Source organism: Streptomyces sp. NPDC059668, from assembly GCF_042734135.1.
Classification (GTDB): Bacteria; Actinomycetota; Actinomycetes; order Streptomycetales; family Streptomycetaceae; genus Streptomyces.
The window spans coordinates 1-15,534 of the sequence record NZ_JBHWEL010000037.1; the positions used below are offsets into that span (position 1 = coordinate 1).

General features: G+C 71.5%; 13 protein-coding genes. 5 read left to right on the plus strand and 8 right to left on the minus strand.

Features of this window, described 5'->3' with window-relative positions:
• Positions 1-222: 222 nt before the first annotated feature.
• On the minus strand, positions 223-699 hold the full coding sequence (locus ACFV2J_RS24705) for an ATP-binding protein (protein ID WP_385091403.1): 477 nt from the start codon (positions 697-699) through the stop codon (positions 223-225).
• Positions 700-866: 167 nt separating this feature from the next.
• Between ACFV2J_RS24705 and ACFV2J_RS24710 the strand changes: the two genes are divergently transcribed.
• Positions 867-1,232 (plus strand): STAS domain-containing protein, encoded by a 366-nt coding sequence (locus ACFV2J_RS24710; RefSeq protein ID WP_385091406.1) that lies wholly within the window; start codon positions 867-869, stop codon positions 1,230-1,232.
• A 121-nt stretch (positions 1,233-1,353) separates the two neighbouring features.
• Here ACFV2J_RS24710 and ACFV2J_RS24715 read toward each other — a convergent pair whose 3' ends face one another.
• Both ACFV2J_RS24715 and ACFV2J_RS24720 read right to left on the minus strand, forming a co-directional pair.
• On the minus strand, positions 1,354-1,707 hold the full coding sequence (locus ACFV2J_RS24715; protein WP_385091409.1) for an STAS domain-containing protein: 354 nt from the start codon (positions 1,705-1,707) through the stop codon (positions 1,354-1,356).
• Complete coding sequence (locus ACFV2J_RS24720; protein ID WP_385440600.1) at positions 1,704-2,999, minus strand: PP2C family protein-serine/threonine phosphatase; 1,296 nt, start codon at positions 2,997-2,999, stop codon at positions 1,704-1,706. The genes ACFV2J_RS24715 and ACFV2J_RS24720 overlap by 4 nt, the downstream gene beginning before the upstream one ends.
• 238 nt (positions 3,000-3,237) lie before the next feature.
• Between ACFV2J_RS24720 and ACFV2J_RS24725 the strand changes: the two genes are divergently transcribed.
• Together ACFV2J_RS24725 and ACFV2J_RS24730 are read left to right on the plus strand one after the other, a co-directional pair.
• A complete protein-coding gene (locus ACFV2J_RS24725; RefSeq protein WP_385440603.1) occupies positions 3,238-7,398 on the plus strand; it encodes a SpoIIE family protein phosphatase in 4,161 nt (1,386 codons plus the stop codon).
• Positions 7,398-7,685, plus strand: coding sequence for an STAS domain-containing protein (locus ACFV2J_RS24730; protein WP_385091415.1), 288 nt, complete (start codon positions 7,398-7,400; stop codon positions 7,683-7,685). The genes ACFV2J_RS24725 and ACFV2J_RS24730 overlap by 1 nt, the downstream gene beginning before the upstream one ends.
• Positions 7,686-7,781: 96 nt before the next feature.
• Here ACFV2J_RS24730 and ACFV2J_RS24735 read toward each other — a convergent pair whose 3' ends face one another.
• Positions 7,782-8,129 carry a hypothetical protein gene (locus ACFV2J_RS24735; RefSeq protein WP_385091418.1) on the minus strand — a complete coding sequence of 116 codons (348 nt, stop codon included), beginning with the start codon at positions 8,127-8,129 and terminating at the stop codon, positions 7,782-7,784.
• A 121-nt stretch (positions 8,130-8,250) separates the two neighbouring features.
• The gene (locus ACFV2J_RS24740; RefSeq protein WP_385091421.1) at positions 8,251-8,523 is read right to left on the minus strand and encodes a hypothetical protein; all 273 of its coding nucleotides are present in this window, start codon (positions 8,521-8,523) and stop codon (positions 8,251-8,253) included.
• 489 nt (positions 8,524-9,012) lie between these two features.
• Here ACFV2J_RS24740 and ACFV2J_RS24745 point away from each other — a divergent pair, with 489 nt between their 5' ends.
• Together ACFV2J_RS24745 and ACFV2J_RS24750 are read left to right on the plus strand one after the other, a co-directional pair.
• Entirely contained in the window at positions 9,013-10,905 is a 1,893-nt protein-coding gene (locus ACFV2J_RS24745; RefSeq protein ID WP_385440607.1) for an arabinofuranosidase catalytic domain-containing protein, read from the plus strand.
• Between the two features lie 290 nt (positions 10,906-11,195).
• The gene (locus ACFV2J_RS24750) at positions 11,196-11,849 is read left to right on the plus strand and encodes a DsbA family oxidoreductase (RefSeq protein ID WP_385096391.1); all 654 of its coding nucleotides are present in this window, start codon (positions 11,196-11,198) and stop codon (positions 11,847-11,849) included.
• Between the two features lie 76 nt (positions 11,850-11,925).
• Here the strand turns inward: ACFV2J_RS24750 and ACFV2J_RS24755 are convergent, their stop codons facing one another.
• The 3 genes from ACFV2J_RS24755 to ACFV2J_RS24765 form a co-directional block, all read right to left on the minus strand.
• Positions 11,926-12,624 (minus strand): HAD family hydrolase, encoded by a 699-nt coding sequence (locus ACFV2J_RS24755; RefSeq protein ID WP_385096394.1) that lies wholly within the window; start codon positions 12,622-12,624, stop codon positions 11,926-11,928.
• On the minus strand, positions 12,621-13,298 hold the full coding sequence (ribB, locus tag ACFV2J_RS24760) for a 3,4-dihydroxy-2-butanone-4-phosphate synthase (RefSeq protein ID WP_385096397.1): 678 nt from the start codon (positions 13,296-13,298) through the stop codon (positions 12,621-12,623). Before ribB ends, ACFV2J_RS24755 begins: the two co-directional genes overlap by 4 nt.
• Before the next feature lie 163 nt (positions 13,299-13,461).
• Positions 13,462-15,267: a TIGR03767 family metallophosphoesterase gene (locus tag ACFV2J_RS24765; RefSeq protein WP_385440612.1), complete on the minus strand. Its 1,806-nt coding sequence runs from the start codon at positions 15,265-15,267 to the stop codon at positions 13,462-13,464.
• Positions 15,268-15,534: the final 267 nt, after the last annotated feature.

Genomic DNA, 15,534 nt, shown 5'->3' on the forward strand with positions numbered 1-15,534 from the left:
CACGAGCTGGTCGGCACCTACTCCCTCGGCCCCCGCCGCCCCTGCCCCCACCCCACCACCCCACGAACAGGGGGCCGACCGGACACCCTCCGGCCGGCCCCCACTTCACCTCACGCACATCCCACGCATCCCGTGCGCCCGACGCACCAGCGGCAGCACGGCCGGGCCGAGCGGGAGGGAAGCGAGGGGTTTTCCGCAGTCAGTGGGCCGCTTGACGTTCCGTCACGGCAGGCGGAGCGCGGAGACCCCGCTCCGGGGAGTGTCGGCGAGGGGCAGCCGGGCGGTGATGCGCTTGCCGACGGCTTCCTGTTCGACGTCGAGGTGCCACGCGACGGCCTTGACGATCTCCAGACCGTGCTGGCCGATCCTGCCGGGGTCGGCGGTCCGGGCGACGGGAACGTGGGGATCGCTGTCCCAGACGGCGACGTCCACGATGCCGTCGGCGATCCGAAGGTGCATCAGTGTCGGGCCCGGCGCGTACTTGCGGGCGTTGGTGACCAGCTCGCTCACGACCAGCTGCGTCAGATCCATGACCCGGGCGGACACGGCCAGTCCGTGCGCGGTACGCGCCTGTTCCAGAAAGGCCGCGGCGAGATGGCGGGCGTCGGCGATGCTGCCGTCGTCGTCCCCCAGGGCGTAACTCGCCTGGATCGGGGTGCCATGCCCCACACCGTGCTCATCGCCGGTCTGGGCTCCCATCCCGACTCCCTCATTCCCCGTCTGTTACAGCCCTCGTGTACCCGTCACTCAATCACGTAATCACAACGTGCTCTTCGACACAGCCGTTCAGCTGCATCCACCCAGTGCGTTGGGGCACAATCTCCACGCGGTGGACCGGGCAGGGCTTGAGCGCAAACGAGGAGACAGTGACCAGCACCCAGGGAACGGACAGGCCGGACCGACTGTCCGTCAAAGAGCACACGGCAAACGGAATCCGTGTCGTGACGCTGGGCGGTGAGATCGACCACGACGTCACGGAGGCCCTCCGCGACGTCGTGCTGCCGGCCGACGGCCAGGACCCGCCCCGCACCGTGCTGGACCTCAGCGCCGTGACCTTCATGGACTCCAGCGGGATCAACGTCCTCGTCTCCGCCCACCAGGCGGCCGACGACGCCCACGGCTGGCTCCGCGTCGCCGGCGCTCAGGGACCCGTCGGCCGCGTCATCCAGCTCGTCGGTCTCGACGCCGTCATCGCCTGCCATCCCACCGTCGAACAGGCCCTGGACGGCTGAGTGTCCCCCGGCTCCGCGTGCCGGCAGCCGGACTCCGGGCGTCGTCCCGGCACCGTCGGACGCGTCGTCCCGGTGCCGTCCGCCGCTCCGCCGCGCGCCGGCCGAGGCCGCTGAGCCGGCGTCAGCGGCGCAGCGACGCGATGGCTTCCTCGATCGTCGGGGAGAGGGTGAAGAGCTGGTCGAGTCCGACGATCTCGAACACATGGGTGAGATCCGCGCTGAGTCCGGCCAGGGCAAGGGGTGATCCGGCGGCTTGGGCCCGCTGGTACGCGGTGACCAGGACGGTGAGTCCCGTGGAGTCGCAGTAGGTGAGCCCGCTCAGGTCGATCACCGTCCCGTCGGCCGTGAAGGCGGCGTCCTCCACCGCGGCGCGCAGCTCCGTGGCGGTGTGGTAGTCGAGCTCGCCGGCTGCCGTGAGCACGGTGACACCGGAGGAATGAGCCTTTGAGGCGGCGACGAGGGTGCGCTGGGTCACTGAAGCTCCTGGACGGTCGGTTCGTTGCGGGAAGACGGGACGGAGAGGGCCAGGAGTGCGGTGTCGTCGGTGACACCCGCGCCGAGGCCGGCAAGAAGCTCGTCGATGGCGGTCAGCAGCGCACCGGAACCCCGGGGGCGCATCGCGGAGAGGTGGGCGATCAGTCCCGCTTCGCCGAGCATGCCCCTCGTCTCGGTGCGTGCCTCGGTCAGACCGTCCGTGTACAGCAGCAGCGTCTCGCCGGCCGCGAGCCTCAGGGTGGCCGTGACGAAACGCGGGTCGGGGAGCAGACCGATGAGCTGGCCTCCTTTGGTGGAGACGGGCTGGACGGCCCCGTCCACGCGCAGCGCGAGGGCCGGCGGGTGGCCTCCGCCGGCCAGCGTGACGGCGAAGGTGCCGTCCGCCTCGGGCTGGAGGACTCCGAAGACGGCGGTGCAGTAACGGGGATCGTCGCCCTGGTACTCGCCCTTGAGGACGGTGTCGAGATTCGCCAGTACCGCGCACGGATCGGGGTCGTATATGGCCGCGGCGCGCAGCGTGTAGCGGGCCAGGGAGGTCAGGGCCGCGGCCTCGGCGCCCTTTCCGCAGACGTCGCCCAGGAAGAAGCCCCAGCGTCCGTCGTTGAGCGGGAAGAGGTCGTAGAAGTCTCCTCCGACCTCGTCCGCCGAGGCGTTGTGGTACAAGGCGGCGACACCGAGCCCGGGAACCTCCGGCAGGGCGGGCGGGAGCAGTGTGCGCTGGAGGGTGCGGGCCAGGCGTTCGGCGTCCCTGCGCATGCGGCGCTCGGCCGCGACGGTCCCGCTCACCGACAGCCGCAGTTCGAGTTCGTCCACGAGCAGTGCGGACAGGTCCTGGAGAGCTCCCAGCTGCCGGTCGGTGGCCTTCCTGGGCCGGGTGTCCAGCACCTGGATGGTGCCCAGTCGCTCCCCGCCCGCCGTGACCACGGGTGCGGCGACGCGGAACCGTATGCCCGGCTCACCGTGGACCGGCCGGCCGATCACCGTGCGGGCACCGGTGGACGGGTCACCGGCTGTGCCGGAGTGGTCGGGGAGGAGCGTGCGGCCACCCGGCTCCGGTGCGCGGCCGGGACCGGCGAGCAGGTCCGGTCCGTGCGTCGTCCGGAACCACGCACCGTCGGTGCCGGTGACCGCTACCGTTGCCATGGGCGCGTCGAAGAGGGCGGCGGCCAGCGAGGCGACCCGGCGGAGGATGTCGCCGACGGCGGACGCTTCCAGACCGCCGTACCGCTGCGTGATGTCCGGGCACCGGGCCTTGCCCGTCAACGAGGTCATCGTTCGAGGAGAGTGGGCGTCGTCCTGTACAGCCACCGCCGGCTCCTGTTCGTCCCCCCACGCCCATGGTGAGAGTGGCTGTCCTATCCTACGGATTGCGCCACCGCACCATGGCCGTGGCGGCGACTTCCCGGGGACGCCGAGCGGTCGGGCGGGGCGAGGGCGGCGCGGCCGTGAGGGTTCTCCGGACGTGCACCACGCCTGACGGTGTCGGCAGACAGGAACGAGGGGATGTCGAGTGGGCGCCGAGAAGTCCGAGCGTGAGGCACGGCCGGCGGCGGGGATCGACGTCTTCGCCGCCGACAGCGAGGTCGGTCGTGATCTCGCGGCGGTCGACTGGGCGGCGACGCCGCTGGGACCTCCGTCCGGCTGGCCGCAGAGCCTGCAGACGGCGGTGAGCATCCTCCTGTCCTCCCGCTTCCCCATGTGGATGGCGTGGGGCCCGGAGCTGACGTTCTTCTGCAACGCCGCTTACCGCAGCGACACGCTGGGCGGGAAGTACCCGTGGGCCCTGGGGCGGTCCGCGAGCGAGGTGTGGGCGGAGATCTGGCCGGACATCGGACCGCGGATCGACACGGTGATGACCACGAGCCGGGCGACCTGGGACGAGGCGCTCCTGCTGTTCGTGGAGCGCTCGGGCTTCCCCGAGGAGTCCTACCACACCTTCTCCTACAGCCCCCTGCACAATGACGACGGCCATGTGGTCGGCATGCTGTGCGTGGTCAGTGAGGACACCGAACGGGTCATCGGCGAGCGGCGGATGGGCACACTGCGCGATCTCGGGTCCGATCCCAGTGCGGTGCGTACCGAGCAGGAGATGCTGGCCTTCGCCGGGCGGCAGCTCGAACACAATCCGCAGGACCTTCCCTTCACCCTGACCTACCTCTTCCAGGACGACGGCTCCGCCCGGCTCGCGGGCTCGACCGGAGTGGGCGCGGGAGATCCCGTGGCTCCGCGGACGCTGCCCGCCGGCGATCCCCAGGCGGTCTGGCCCGTAGCCGAACTGCTCCAGGGCGAAGCCGTACTGATGGACCTCGACGGCGTCTCGTCCTCCGCGCTGCCGACCGGCAGCTGGCAGGAACCCCCGACGCAGGCCCTGGTCGTACCGCTGGTACAGCCGGGCAGCGCTCCGTACGGATTCCTCGTGTCGGCCCTGAACCGCTACCGGCCGCCGGACGCCGGGTACCGGGGCTTCGTCGAGCTGATCGCGGGTCACATCGCGGCGGGTATCGCCGGCGCCCGCAGCTATCAGGCACAGCAGCGCCGGGCCGAGGTCCTCGCGGAGCTGGACCGGGCAAAGACCACGTTCTTCTCGAACATCAGCCACGAGTTCCGCACCCCGCTCACGCTGATCATGGGCCCGGTGGAGGAACTGCGGGGCCGGCTGGCCGAGGCGGACCCGCAGGTGCGGGAGGAACTGGAGGTCATCCACCGCAACGGGCTGCGGCTCGGCAAACTGGTCAACAGCCTCCTGGACTTCTCGCGCATCGAGGCCGGCCGGATGCAGGCCTCGTACGAGCCGGTCGATCTGGCCGGCCTCACGACCGAACTCTCCAGCGTCTTCCGCTCGGCGGTCGAGAAGGCCGGACTGGCCTTCACGGTCGACTGCCCGACGCTCGACCAGCCGGTGTACGTCGACCGTGGACTGTGGGAGAAGGTGATCCTCAACCTCCTGAGCAACGCGCTGAAGTTCACCTTCAGCGGTTCCATCGGTGTGTCGCTGCGTGACGACGGCCGGGAGGCGGTGGTGACCGTCACGGACACCGGTATCGGGGTGCCGGCCGACGAGATGCCGCGCCTGTTCGAACGTTTCCACCGCATCGAGAACGCCCGCTCCCGCTCCGACGAGGGCAGCGGCATCGGTCTCGCCCTCGTACAGGAACTCGTCACCCTGCACGGAGGCACGATCACCGCGTCCAGCACCGAGGACGAGGGCACGCGCTTCACCATTCGTCTGCCGTTCGGCACGTCCCATCTGCCGCCCGACAGTCTGGTCTCCGGCACCTCTCGCGACGCGATACCCGCCGCGGCCGCGCCCTTCGTGGAGGAAGCCCTGCGCTGGCTGCCCGGGGAGCGGACGGACCCGGCCGCCCAGGGTGTCACGGACCCGGCGGTCGACCCGTCCTCCGCCGGACCGGTCGCGGCCGCCAGGGTGCTGGTCGCCGACGACAACGCCGACATGCGCGAGTACCTCACCAGGCTGCTGACCGGAGCCGGGTACGAGGTGGCCACGGTCACCGACGGTGTGGCGGCCCTGGAGGCCGTCCGCGCCCAGCCACCGGATCTCGTCGTCAGCGACGTGATGATGCCCCGCATGGACGGACTCGCCCTGGTCACGGCGCTGCGCGCCGAAGCGCGCACCGCGGCCGTCCCCGTCCTGCTGCTGTCCGCCCGCGCGGGCGAGGAAGCGTCCATCGAGGGCCTGCAGGCAGGGGCCGACGACTATCTCGTCAAGCCCTTCGCCGCGGCCGAACTGCTGGCCCGGGTGCGCGGCAACCTGGACCTCTCGCGGCTGCGCAACCATCACGCCCGCTGGCGCACCGCGCTCGTCGACTCCCTCCAGGAGGCGTTCTTCGTCTGCGACGAGCACGGCGCGGTCATCGAGATCAACACCGCGTTCAGTGACATTCTCGGCTACGGGCCCGAGGGCCTGCCCTATGCACCCGTCCACCCCTGGTGGCCGGACGCCGAGACGGACGCCGAGGCCCACCAGCAGGTCGCCGAGGCCTTCTCCGGTCTGCTGGCGGAGAGCCGGGGCAGTTACACCATCCCCGTCAAGCACCGCGACGGACACCGGCTGTGGGCGAGTGCCTCCTACAACCAGGCGCAGGACCCGGACACCGGACGCACCGTCACCGTGGGAACGTTCCGGGACGTCACCGCCGAGCACTACGCGATCCAGCGGGAGACCGCGCTGGCCGCTCTCAGCATGCGTCTTTCCCAGGCCACCAGCCTTCCTCAGGCCCTTGCGGGGGCACTGGAGGAGTTCGAGAACCTGTGGCGCGCCCAGCGCGTCGTCGCGGTCGTGTTCTCCGCCGACCGCGGACCGCAACCGACCGGCTCGGACACGCCCTTGACCTGGGGCTCACTCGACGAGCACCGGCGTACGCAGCTGACCGCGCTGCGCGACGGCCCGACGCTGACTCCGCTCGCCGATGCCACCGGCGCGGGCATCACCCTGGAACATCCTGACGGTCCCCTGGTCATCTGGCTCGACCTGCACAAGAACCGGCCGTTCACGGACCAGGACCAGCTCCTGCTGTCCCTGCTCGGCGGGCACCTCTCCCAGAGCCTGGCCCGTGCCCACCAGATCGATCAGCAGCGGGAGACCGCTCTGGCTCTGCAGCGGGCCATCCTCGGCCCGTCGAAACTGCCCGAGGGCTTCGCCGTCCGCTACGAGCCCGCGGCCCGCCCCCTGGAGGTCGGGGGCGACTGGTACGACACCATCGCCCTGCCCAACGGCCGGATCGGCATCGTGGTCGGCGACTGTGTGGGCCGTGGCCTGGAGGCCGCCACCGTGATGGGCCAACTGCGCAGCGCCTGCCGGGCCCTGCTCCTCCAGGACTCGGATCCCGGCCGGACGCTGATGGCACTGGACCACTTCGCGGCCGGTGTGCAGGGCGCCCTGTGCACCACCGTCTTCTGCGGAGTGCTGGACCCGGAGACCGGTCACCTCACCTACTCCAGCGCGGGACATCCGCCCGGCATCCTGGCCCACCCCGACGGCACCACTCAGCTCCTCGACGGCGGCCGGTACGCGCCGCTCGCCGTACGCCCGGGCGCCCAGCGGCCGCAGGCCGAATGCACCGTGCCCGCCCGCGCCACCCTGCTGCTGTACACCGACGGCCTCGTGGAACGCCGTCGGCGCCCGCTGACCACCGGCATCGACCAGGCGGGGGAAGCCGTCCAGGACGGCCGGGAGACCGCGGTCGACGAGCTGGCCACGGAGGTCATGACACGCCTGGCCCCGGCGAACGGCTACGACGACGACGTGGCTCTCCTGCTCTACCGTCACCCCGCCCCCTTGGAGCTGACGTTCCCTGCCGAGTCGGAGCAACTCGCCCCCGTGCGCAAGGCCTTGCGCACCTGGCTGGCCAAGTGCGATCTCCCGCCGCACACGGCGCAGCGGGTGCTGGTCGCCGCGGGGGAAGCCTGTGCCAACGCCATCGAGCACGGTCACCGGCACGCCCCGGGCCAGACCGTGCGGTTGCGCGCCGAGGCCCTCGTGGGCAACCTGCGGCTGACCGTCGCCGACACCGGTCGTTGGAAGACCCCGCAGCCCGAAGCCAACGCGCACCGCGGCCGTGGGGTGGCCCTGATGCGAGCGATGATGCAGCAGGTCACCATCACCCCTGGCCCGGTGGGCACCACCGTCGACATGCACACGAGGATCTCCTGATGACCACACCCCTCACCCTGACCCCAGGGCACCGGCCGGACGGCACCGCGTTCCTCAAAGCCACCGGTGAGATCGACATGAGCAACACCGCCGCGCTCGCCAGCGCGCTGGAGAACATGCCGGGGCGCGTCGTCATCGATCTCACCGAGATCGACTATCTCGACAGCGCCGGGCTGAGCGTCCTGTTCGCCCACGCGGACCGCATCGAGCTCATCACCGCCCCGCTGCTCACTCCCGTCCTGACGTTCTCAGGGCTCGCCGACCTGACCACCGTCCAGGAGGCGTAGGCACCCCGCCAGTCGCCAACTGACAGCCGACAGCCGACAGTATGGAAGCCGGCGCCGCTCAGGCGCGCGCCGGAGCCTCTCGACCTGCTCTCCGTGTCACGGCCGCTTCGTCCGGAGGCGCAGGTCGACCTCCTTCTCCTGGTCGCCCGACGCCGTGCCCTCCTCGTCCACGGCGAACGCGGCCCTCAGGGCTTCGCAGAGCTGGTCCACGGCGACGTAGCCGCCCTGGAGCGTGGCGGTGAGCGAGCCCTCCAGCGGGGTGGGCCCGGTGGGTATGCGCTCCTGCGTCGGCACGAACTGCGCGGTCCATACGGTGGGGTGGTCCCCCGGCTGCTCCTGGGGCACGGCGTCCGAGGGCCGGTCGACGGGGAACGCCGTCCGCAGGACGTCGAAGACGGTGGCCGCGTCCTCCTTGGACGCTCCGGTGAGGGACACAGTGACCATCGGGGTGACACTCCTTTCTGCTGGGTACGACGGCGCGCTCCGGCTCCTCGACGCGGGCGCCGGGCGCCGCGAGGACCCGCAGCGGCCTCACCCGCCGGAGATCCCGCCACGCGCGCAGCGATCAGGCCGGCGGTTCGTCGGGCACAGGATGCTCCGGGCGCCGGTTGCCGGAGTGCGCCGCGCCCTTCCGGCCGGTGCCGGCCTCGTCCGTGTCGGGAATCTCCGGGTCGGGAGTCTCCGGATCGGGCTGCCGGCCTGCCGACGACGCCGGCACACCGACGACGTCCCAGGGGTCCTCGTCGGCGGTGGCCTGCTGATCGGGCAGGTCCCTGGGTATCGGCTTCGGCGTCGCTCCCCCGCTGTCCCCAGGGGCTTCCGCACGACGTTCACTCATGGCCTTCTCGCTTCCTGGCGCAGGGACGGCATGGGACGCAGGTACCCCTGCGGCCGACGATGATGCCCGTGCAAGGGCCGTCCCGGTCCGGCCGGTCACCGGGAACGGGCCTCGGATCCGGACACGCCCTGGCGGTGCGTCAGTTGGAGGTGTCCGGCGTCCACGGGGCAGGCGAATGCTCGTCGTCGGACGCCCGGGACAACCGTGGGGACCAGCGCATCAACCGGGCCTTCGACCGCTCGTGCGGGCCTGCGAGGGCACCTGCGTCGCGCCTCAGGACGGGCATCCACCTGGTCGACGGGTCCCCCATGCGATGGATGCCGCAAAGCAACACGTTCGGACATGGCGGAGAGCTAGGAAAAAAAGAAAAGCGACAATTATTGACGCAATCGACCAGCGCGCGTAGCTTCCGACCCAGTCGCCAGGCAGTGCGCGAACTCGGCTGCCCGAAGGGCGAGTTGTAGCTCCATCACCCCACTGGGAGCACATATGCGCAGAAGAAGATCTGCCTCCTCGCGTCTCCGCACACCGCACACGACCGGCCCGGCGCGCAGGCTCGCGCAGGCCCTGATGTCCGTCGCCGCCGCCATCGGCCTGCTGGTCACCGCCCTGGTCGGCCTCCCCGGCGTCGCCCAGGCGGCGGGGTCACAGCCCTGTGACATCTACGCCGGCGCGGGCACCCCCTGCGTCGCCGCCCACAGCACCACCCGCGCGCTGTTCTCGGCGTACGGCGGACCGCTCTACCAGGTCACCCGCGCCTCCGACGGTGCGAGCGCCGACATCACGGCGCTGTCGGCCGGCGGTTACGCCGACGCGGGCCGGCAGGACACGTTCTGCGCGAACACCACGTGCAGCATCTCGAAGGTCTACGACCAGACCACCCGCCACAACGACCTCTTCCCCGGCCCCGCGGGCACGGCCGGAATGGGCGCCGACCGGGGCGCGGACGCGAGTGAGCTGTCCGTCACGGCCGGCGGCCACAAGGTGTACGGGATCTGGATCTCCCCCGGGGTCGGCTACCGCTCGCACGGCGCCGCGTCCGGCGTCGCGGTCAACGGGCAGCCGGAAGGCGCCTACATGGTCGCCAGCGGCACCCACGTCGGCTCCGCCTGCTGCTTCGACTACGGAAACGCGGAGTCCACGCCCGCCGACACGGGCAACGGCCACATGGACGCCGTGTCCATCGCCACCACCTGCTACTTCGCGCCCTGCAGCGGCTCGGGACCGTGGGTCGAAGCCGACCTGGAGAACGGCATGTTCCAGGGCGACAACGGCTCCAACACGGCGAACAAGGGCAACAGCAGCACGTACGTGACGGCGGTCCTCAAGAACAACGGACAGACCACCTACGCCTTGAAGGGAGGCAACTCCCAGTCCGGCGGCCTGACCACGTGGTGGGACGGCGCCCTGCCCTCCCGGGGCGGATACCGGCCGATGCAGCAGGAGGGCGGCATCATCCTGGGCACGGGCGGCGACAACAGCAACTGGAACATGGGGTCCTTCTTCGAGGGCGTCATGGTCGCCGGATATCCCACGGACGCCGCCGAGAACGCCGTGCAGGCGAACATCGTCTCGGTGGGTTACTCGGGCCAGACCAACGTCCCGAACGGTCCGCAGGGCACCGTCACCGGTCCGGGCAACCAGTGCGTCGACGTCTCCGCGGACGACACCGGGGTGAACGGTGCCGCGGTCGGGCTGTGGAACTGCCAGTCCTACGCCGAGGACCAGCACTGGACGCACAACGCCAACGGGTCCCTCGGCACCATCGGACGCTGCCTCGACATCATCGGCAACGGGACCGCCAACGGCACCCAGGTCGAACTCTGGGACTGCAACGGGGTCGGCGGCCAGAAGTGGGTGCAGCGCGCCGACGGCTCGCTGTTCAACCCGCAGTCGGGCCGCTGCCTGGACTCCCCCGACGGCGCCACCGCCAACGGCACCCGCCTGCGCATCTGGGACTGCAACGGATCCGCCGCCCAGAAGTTCGCCGCCAACGGCGGTGCCCCCGTGGCGGGACCGGGCGGCACCTGCGCCGACGTGGCCGGGGACGACAACGGGTCCAACGCCACCGCCGTGCAACTGTGGGGCTGCCAGTCGTACGCCGTCGACCAGCACTGGTTCCACAGTCCGGACGGCCGGCTGCACTCCCTGGGCCGCTGCCTCGACATCATCGGCAACGGCACCGCCAACGGCACCCAGGTCGAACTCTGGGACTGCAACGGCGCCGGTGGCCAGATCTGGCAGCAACAGGCCGACGGCTCCCTGTCGAACCCGCAGTCGGGCCGCTGCCTGGACTCCCCCGACGGCGCCACCGCCAACGGCACCCGCCTGCGCATCTGGGACTGCAACGGATCCGCCGCCCAGAAGTTCGCACTGGGCTGAGCGACCGTCGCGCGACGCTGCCAGGCGCCCGGTCGGACGAGAGCTGTCCGGCCGGGCGCCTCGGTGCGATCGGTGGCTCCCGCGATCCCACGGGGACGGTGCTCATGCCAAGCGCAGTCCATCCGCAGGTCGGCACCGTTTGGATATAGACGGTCGGTCGTCTATCGTGTGATTGATCGTTCTACCAAGCCGTGCGCAGTTCGGGCGCCCTGTCCGGATCAGGTCGAACCGGGTGACCTGATCAGCCGCTTCCCCGTGCGTGTGGCCCCGGAGACAGGGAGATGCAACCCATGCGCGTCGAGATCTGGACCGATATCGCCTGCCCTTGGTGCTACGTCGGCCGCGCCCGCTTCGACCAAGGACTCGCCGCCTTCGCACACCGCGACGAGGTGGAAGTGGTGCACCGGTCGTACGAGCTCAACCCACGGGCCGAGAACGGTGCCGTACCGATCGTCGAAGCGGTGGCGGCCCAGTACGGGCGCACGCGAGAGCAGCAGCTCGCCCGGGAGGAGCAGGCCGCGGAGATGGCGAGATCCGTGGGACTGGGATACCGGATCGGAGGACGGGTCTTCGGGAACACCTTCGACGTGCACCGGCTCCTCCATCTCGCCAAGTCCCATGGCGTTCAGGCCGAGTTGGCGGATCTCGCCTTCCGGGTGAACTTCGTGGAGGAGCGCTCGGTCTACGACACGGAGACGCTCGTGGACCTGGCCGTCGCGGTCGGGCTGAGCGAGACGGAGACACGGGAGGTGCTCGGCGACCCCGACGCGTACGCCGAGGACGTACGGTCCGACGAACGGCTGGCCGCCGAGCTGGGCGCGAATGGCGTGCCCTTCTTCGTCCTGGACCGGCGCTACGGCGTCAGCGGCGTCCAGTCGCCCGAGATGTTCACCCAGGCGCTGGAGCAGGCCTGGGCGGGGCGGCCGGCGGCCCAGACGTCCTGACCGAAGCCCCGCCACGCCGCGACGGAACCCTTCCCCCCATGGCCCCGGCGTCATGGAACGTCGGCAAGGAGCCCCTTCACGGAGCCGCCGCTCCACGGACCGACAGCTCGGGCCGGGGCGCGAGCAGCCGGGTCAGCAAGGGCAGGGCCTCTGCCGCACTCTGTGCCCGCGCCGCGGACAGCCGGGCGACCTCGGCCGGCAGCGTCGCGCCCGCGCGCGGGACGGCGAGGACGCACAGGCCTGCCGCGGCCGCCGACCGGATGCCGTTCGGCGAGTCCTCGACCGCCAGACACCCGGACGGCGGGACACCGAGCCCGGCCGCCGCACGCAGGTAGGGGTCCGGCGCGGGTTTGACCCGGACCACGTCCTCGCCGCACACGACGACGCCCAGCCCCGGCAGCAGGCCGAGCCCTTCGAGGGCCGCCAGGACGAAGCGGCGAGGACTGGCCGTGGCCACGCCGACCGGGCCGTGCCGTCCGGCCTCCAGGATCAGCTCCACCGCGCCGGGCAGGGCTCGCACACGTCCGGCGGCGCATTCGTCGACCATCGCGGCACCACAGGCGTCCACCACCTGGGCGGCGCCTGCCGCACCGCCGCACAGGCCCGCGACGTACGACGCCCAGCTGCCGTTGCCGTGCAGCGCGGCGGTGTCCTCGGCACGCCAGTGGTGACCGTGCCGGGCGGTGAAGCCCCCGCACACCCGCGCCCAGGCGTCCCCGGTGTCGATCAGCGTGTCGTCCAGGTCGAAGACCGTCGCTCGGAGCACGCGGGTCACGCCGTCGCCGTGCCCGAGAGCCGCAGCCGGTTCGACAACTGGTCGATCGAGACCAGCGTGAGAGCGTGCTCGTCGGCGAAGGCGCGCAACCGGTCGGGGCCGGCGACCGAGCCGTCGTCCTCGCAGATCTCACTGATCACCGCGACCGGCGACAACCCGGCCAGGCGCAGCAGATCGACGCCGGCCTCGGTGTGTCCACGTCGCTCGGCGACTCCTCCGGGGCGGGCCCGCAGCGGAAACACGTGCCCGGGGCGCATCAACCGGTCGGGCCGGGTGCCGGGGTCGGCCAGCGTCCGCACGGTCAGTGCGCGGTCGGCGGCGGAGATGCCCGAGCCGACTCCGACCGCGTCCACGGAAACGGTGTACGCGGTCGTGTCGACCGCCGTGCCGGATGCCGTTCCGGTTGCCGTATCGGCGCGAGGAGCGGAGGGGACCATGAGCGGCAGTTCCAGCCGGTCGGCGACCTCGGGCGCCATCGGCGCGCAGATGAGCCCGCTGGTCCAGCGGACGAAGAAGCCCATGGTCTCGGCGGTCGCGAACTCGGCCGCCATGACCAGATCGCCTTCGTTCTCCCGGTCGGCGTCGTCGACCACGATGACCGGCCGCCCGGCTCGCAGATCGTCGACGGCGACCGTGAGCAGGTCCAGCGGCTGTCGCACCGATGCTGACGTCACAGCGTTCAACCCTTCCTCGGAAAGTCCTTCCTGCGGGGCATCGGCGTCCGAACAAACAAGCTTGAGAAATCTGTACGCCAACAGGCGATTCTTCAGACAAGCCGCGGTGGACCCACGAGGTCGTACGGGCCCGCGAAGGTGAGCGAGCCGTTGCCCACGGCCGTCACGGGAGGACCTTCAGCAGCTCGGTGTTGCGGTCACCCGCGCCGCCGGCCCATCCCTCCTGCACGCCTGCCCGCATGCTGTCGGCGAGGCCGGGGGCGTTGTAGGCGAGCTCCCGGTACAGCGAGGCGAGACCGACCGCCGAGAGGTCGTCGAAGTCCGGCGCCGTGCGGTGCGGGGCGGCCGACTCGACGAGCGTGGTGAACAGGGACAGCGTCCCGTCCTTGTTGTCGACCAGTTCGAACAGGCGGGCGTGGTGCGGATAGTCGACGTGCGAGGCGGTGTTGACCTCCCAGAAGGAGCGGGCGGCCGTCGCGTGCGCGTGGGGGGTGATCCGGTTCACGTGGCTGTGACCGTTGATCCAGGCGACCACGTTCGGGAAGCGGCTGAGCAGGGCGATGACCTCGGCACCGTCGTGGCGCGGTTCGTCCGTGCGGGCGGCGTCGGGGCGGCGGGTCATGCTCGGACTGTGGTGGTGGCTGAAGACCAGGATGTGGGCGTCGTCGGCTCCGGGACGGCGCACGAGACGGCCGTCCGCGTCGTAGGACCGGGAGCTGTGCGCGGCCAGGGTCTGTTCCAGCCAGCGCATCTGGTCGCCGCCGAGCGACCCCTCGTAGTGACCGCTGCGGTACGTCGTGTCGATGCTGATCCCGATGACGTTCTCCGCGATCGGGAACGTGTAGTACATGCGGTCGCCGTCGAGGTGGTCCGGTGTGTAGCCGTGGCCCACCGGTCCGGCACCGGCGCGGGCGGGGTCGAGATGCGCGGCCAGATAGTCGTGCGGGGTGAACAGGCGGCGCCGCTCGTCCGCGGTCACCGTCCGCGCGGAGGCGGCGTGCCTGTTCAGGATCGCCGTGAGCACCTCGCTCTTGGGATCGTCGCCCGAACCGAGCGCCTTGGCGTAGGCGGCCACGTCCGCGTCGGGGACCGACAGCAGTTTGCGGGACCCGACGGCGACGTCGCCCAGCGCGGGCGACAGGCAGCCGCCGGGCAGGTCGTCGTGGTTGCCGACCGTGGAGTACCAGGGGATCCGCAGGCCCGGGCTGGTCACGGGGCGGGTCGCCGCGTCGAGGAAGCCGGGTATCAGCGGCAGCCCGCGCAGCTTGTCGACGTCGCGCAGCGCCGGGTCGCCCGGGTGCCAGTACAGCGGAAGCCCGGAGTTCTGGACGCCTTCGTACGTCTTCGGGTCACCGGTGTTGGGGGTGATCCGGCCGCCGTTCATCAGCGTGAGGAACCACTCCAGCTCGATGGCGGAGTTGTTGTCGATGTTGTCGCCCGTGGTCATCACGAACGCCGGTGGCAGTCCCGAGTGCGGGCCGCCGCCGAGCGCGTTGACCTTCTCCACGAGCGAGACCGCGCCGGCGACGGTCAGCGCCTCCTGAGCACGCCACGCGGTGGGCGTGCGGGAGCGCAGGAACTCCGTGCGGAGCGGGTTCTGCACATCGGCGATGTGCAGGTCGGTGAACTGCACGAAGCAGGCGAGCGGGGTATGCCGGTCCGCGCGCCCGGCGCGGGGCGGGGCGATCTCCTCCCGTACGACCAGGGGCCAGCCCGGGCCGGAGTCCAGCCGCCGGTAGGCGCCCGGGCGCGGGGCTCCGCCGAGGCGGGCCGTCGTCTCCAGAGTGGTCGTCGCGTGGGGCGCGGGCCGCTGAGCGGCGGCGCGCACGGCGGGTTCCACGGCGTCGGGGCGGCGTTGCCGGGGCAGGAACGCTCCGGCCGATCCCGCGGCTCCGGCCGCCGCGACGGCACCCGAGGCGAGCAGAAAACGACGTCGGTTGATGGTGGACGCGGGTTCGATCCCGGTCATGGGGCAGCCCTCCGGTGCCTCCGAGTGACTCACTGAGCGGAACCACTCATTCAGGCCCCAGGGACTCAGGCGTGGCATCGTGGTGAACGACGCAAAAACAGCAGTTCCGGACCCTCTGGACGATCTTCACGTTCTGGATCACCGTGCGAGGTGACACCGGCCTCGGGGGGGGGGGGGCGGGGGCCCCCGCGCCGCGCGCGGCCCCCCCCCCGCGCCCCCCCCCCCCCCCCCCCCCCCCCCCCCACCCCCCCCCCCCACACCCCCCCC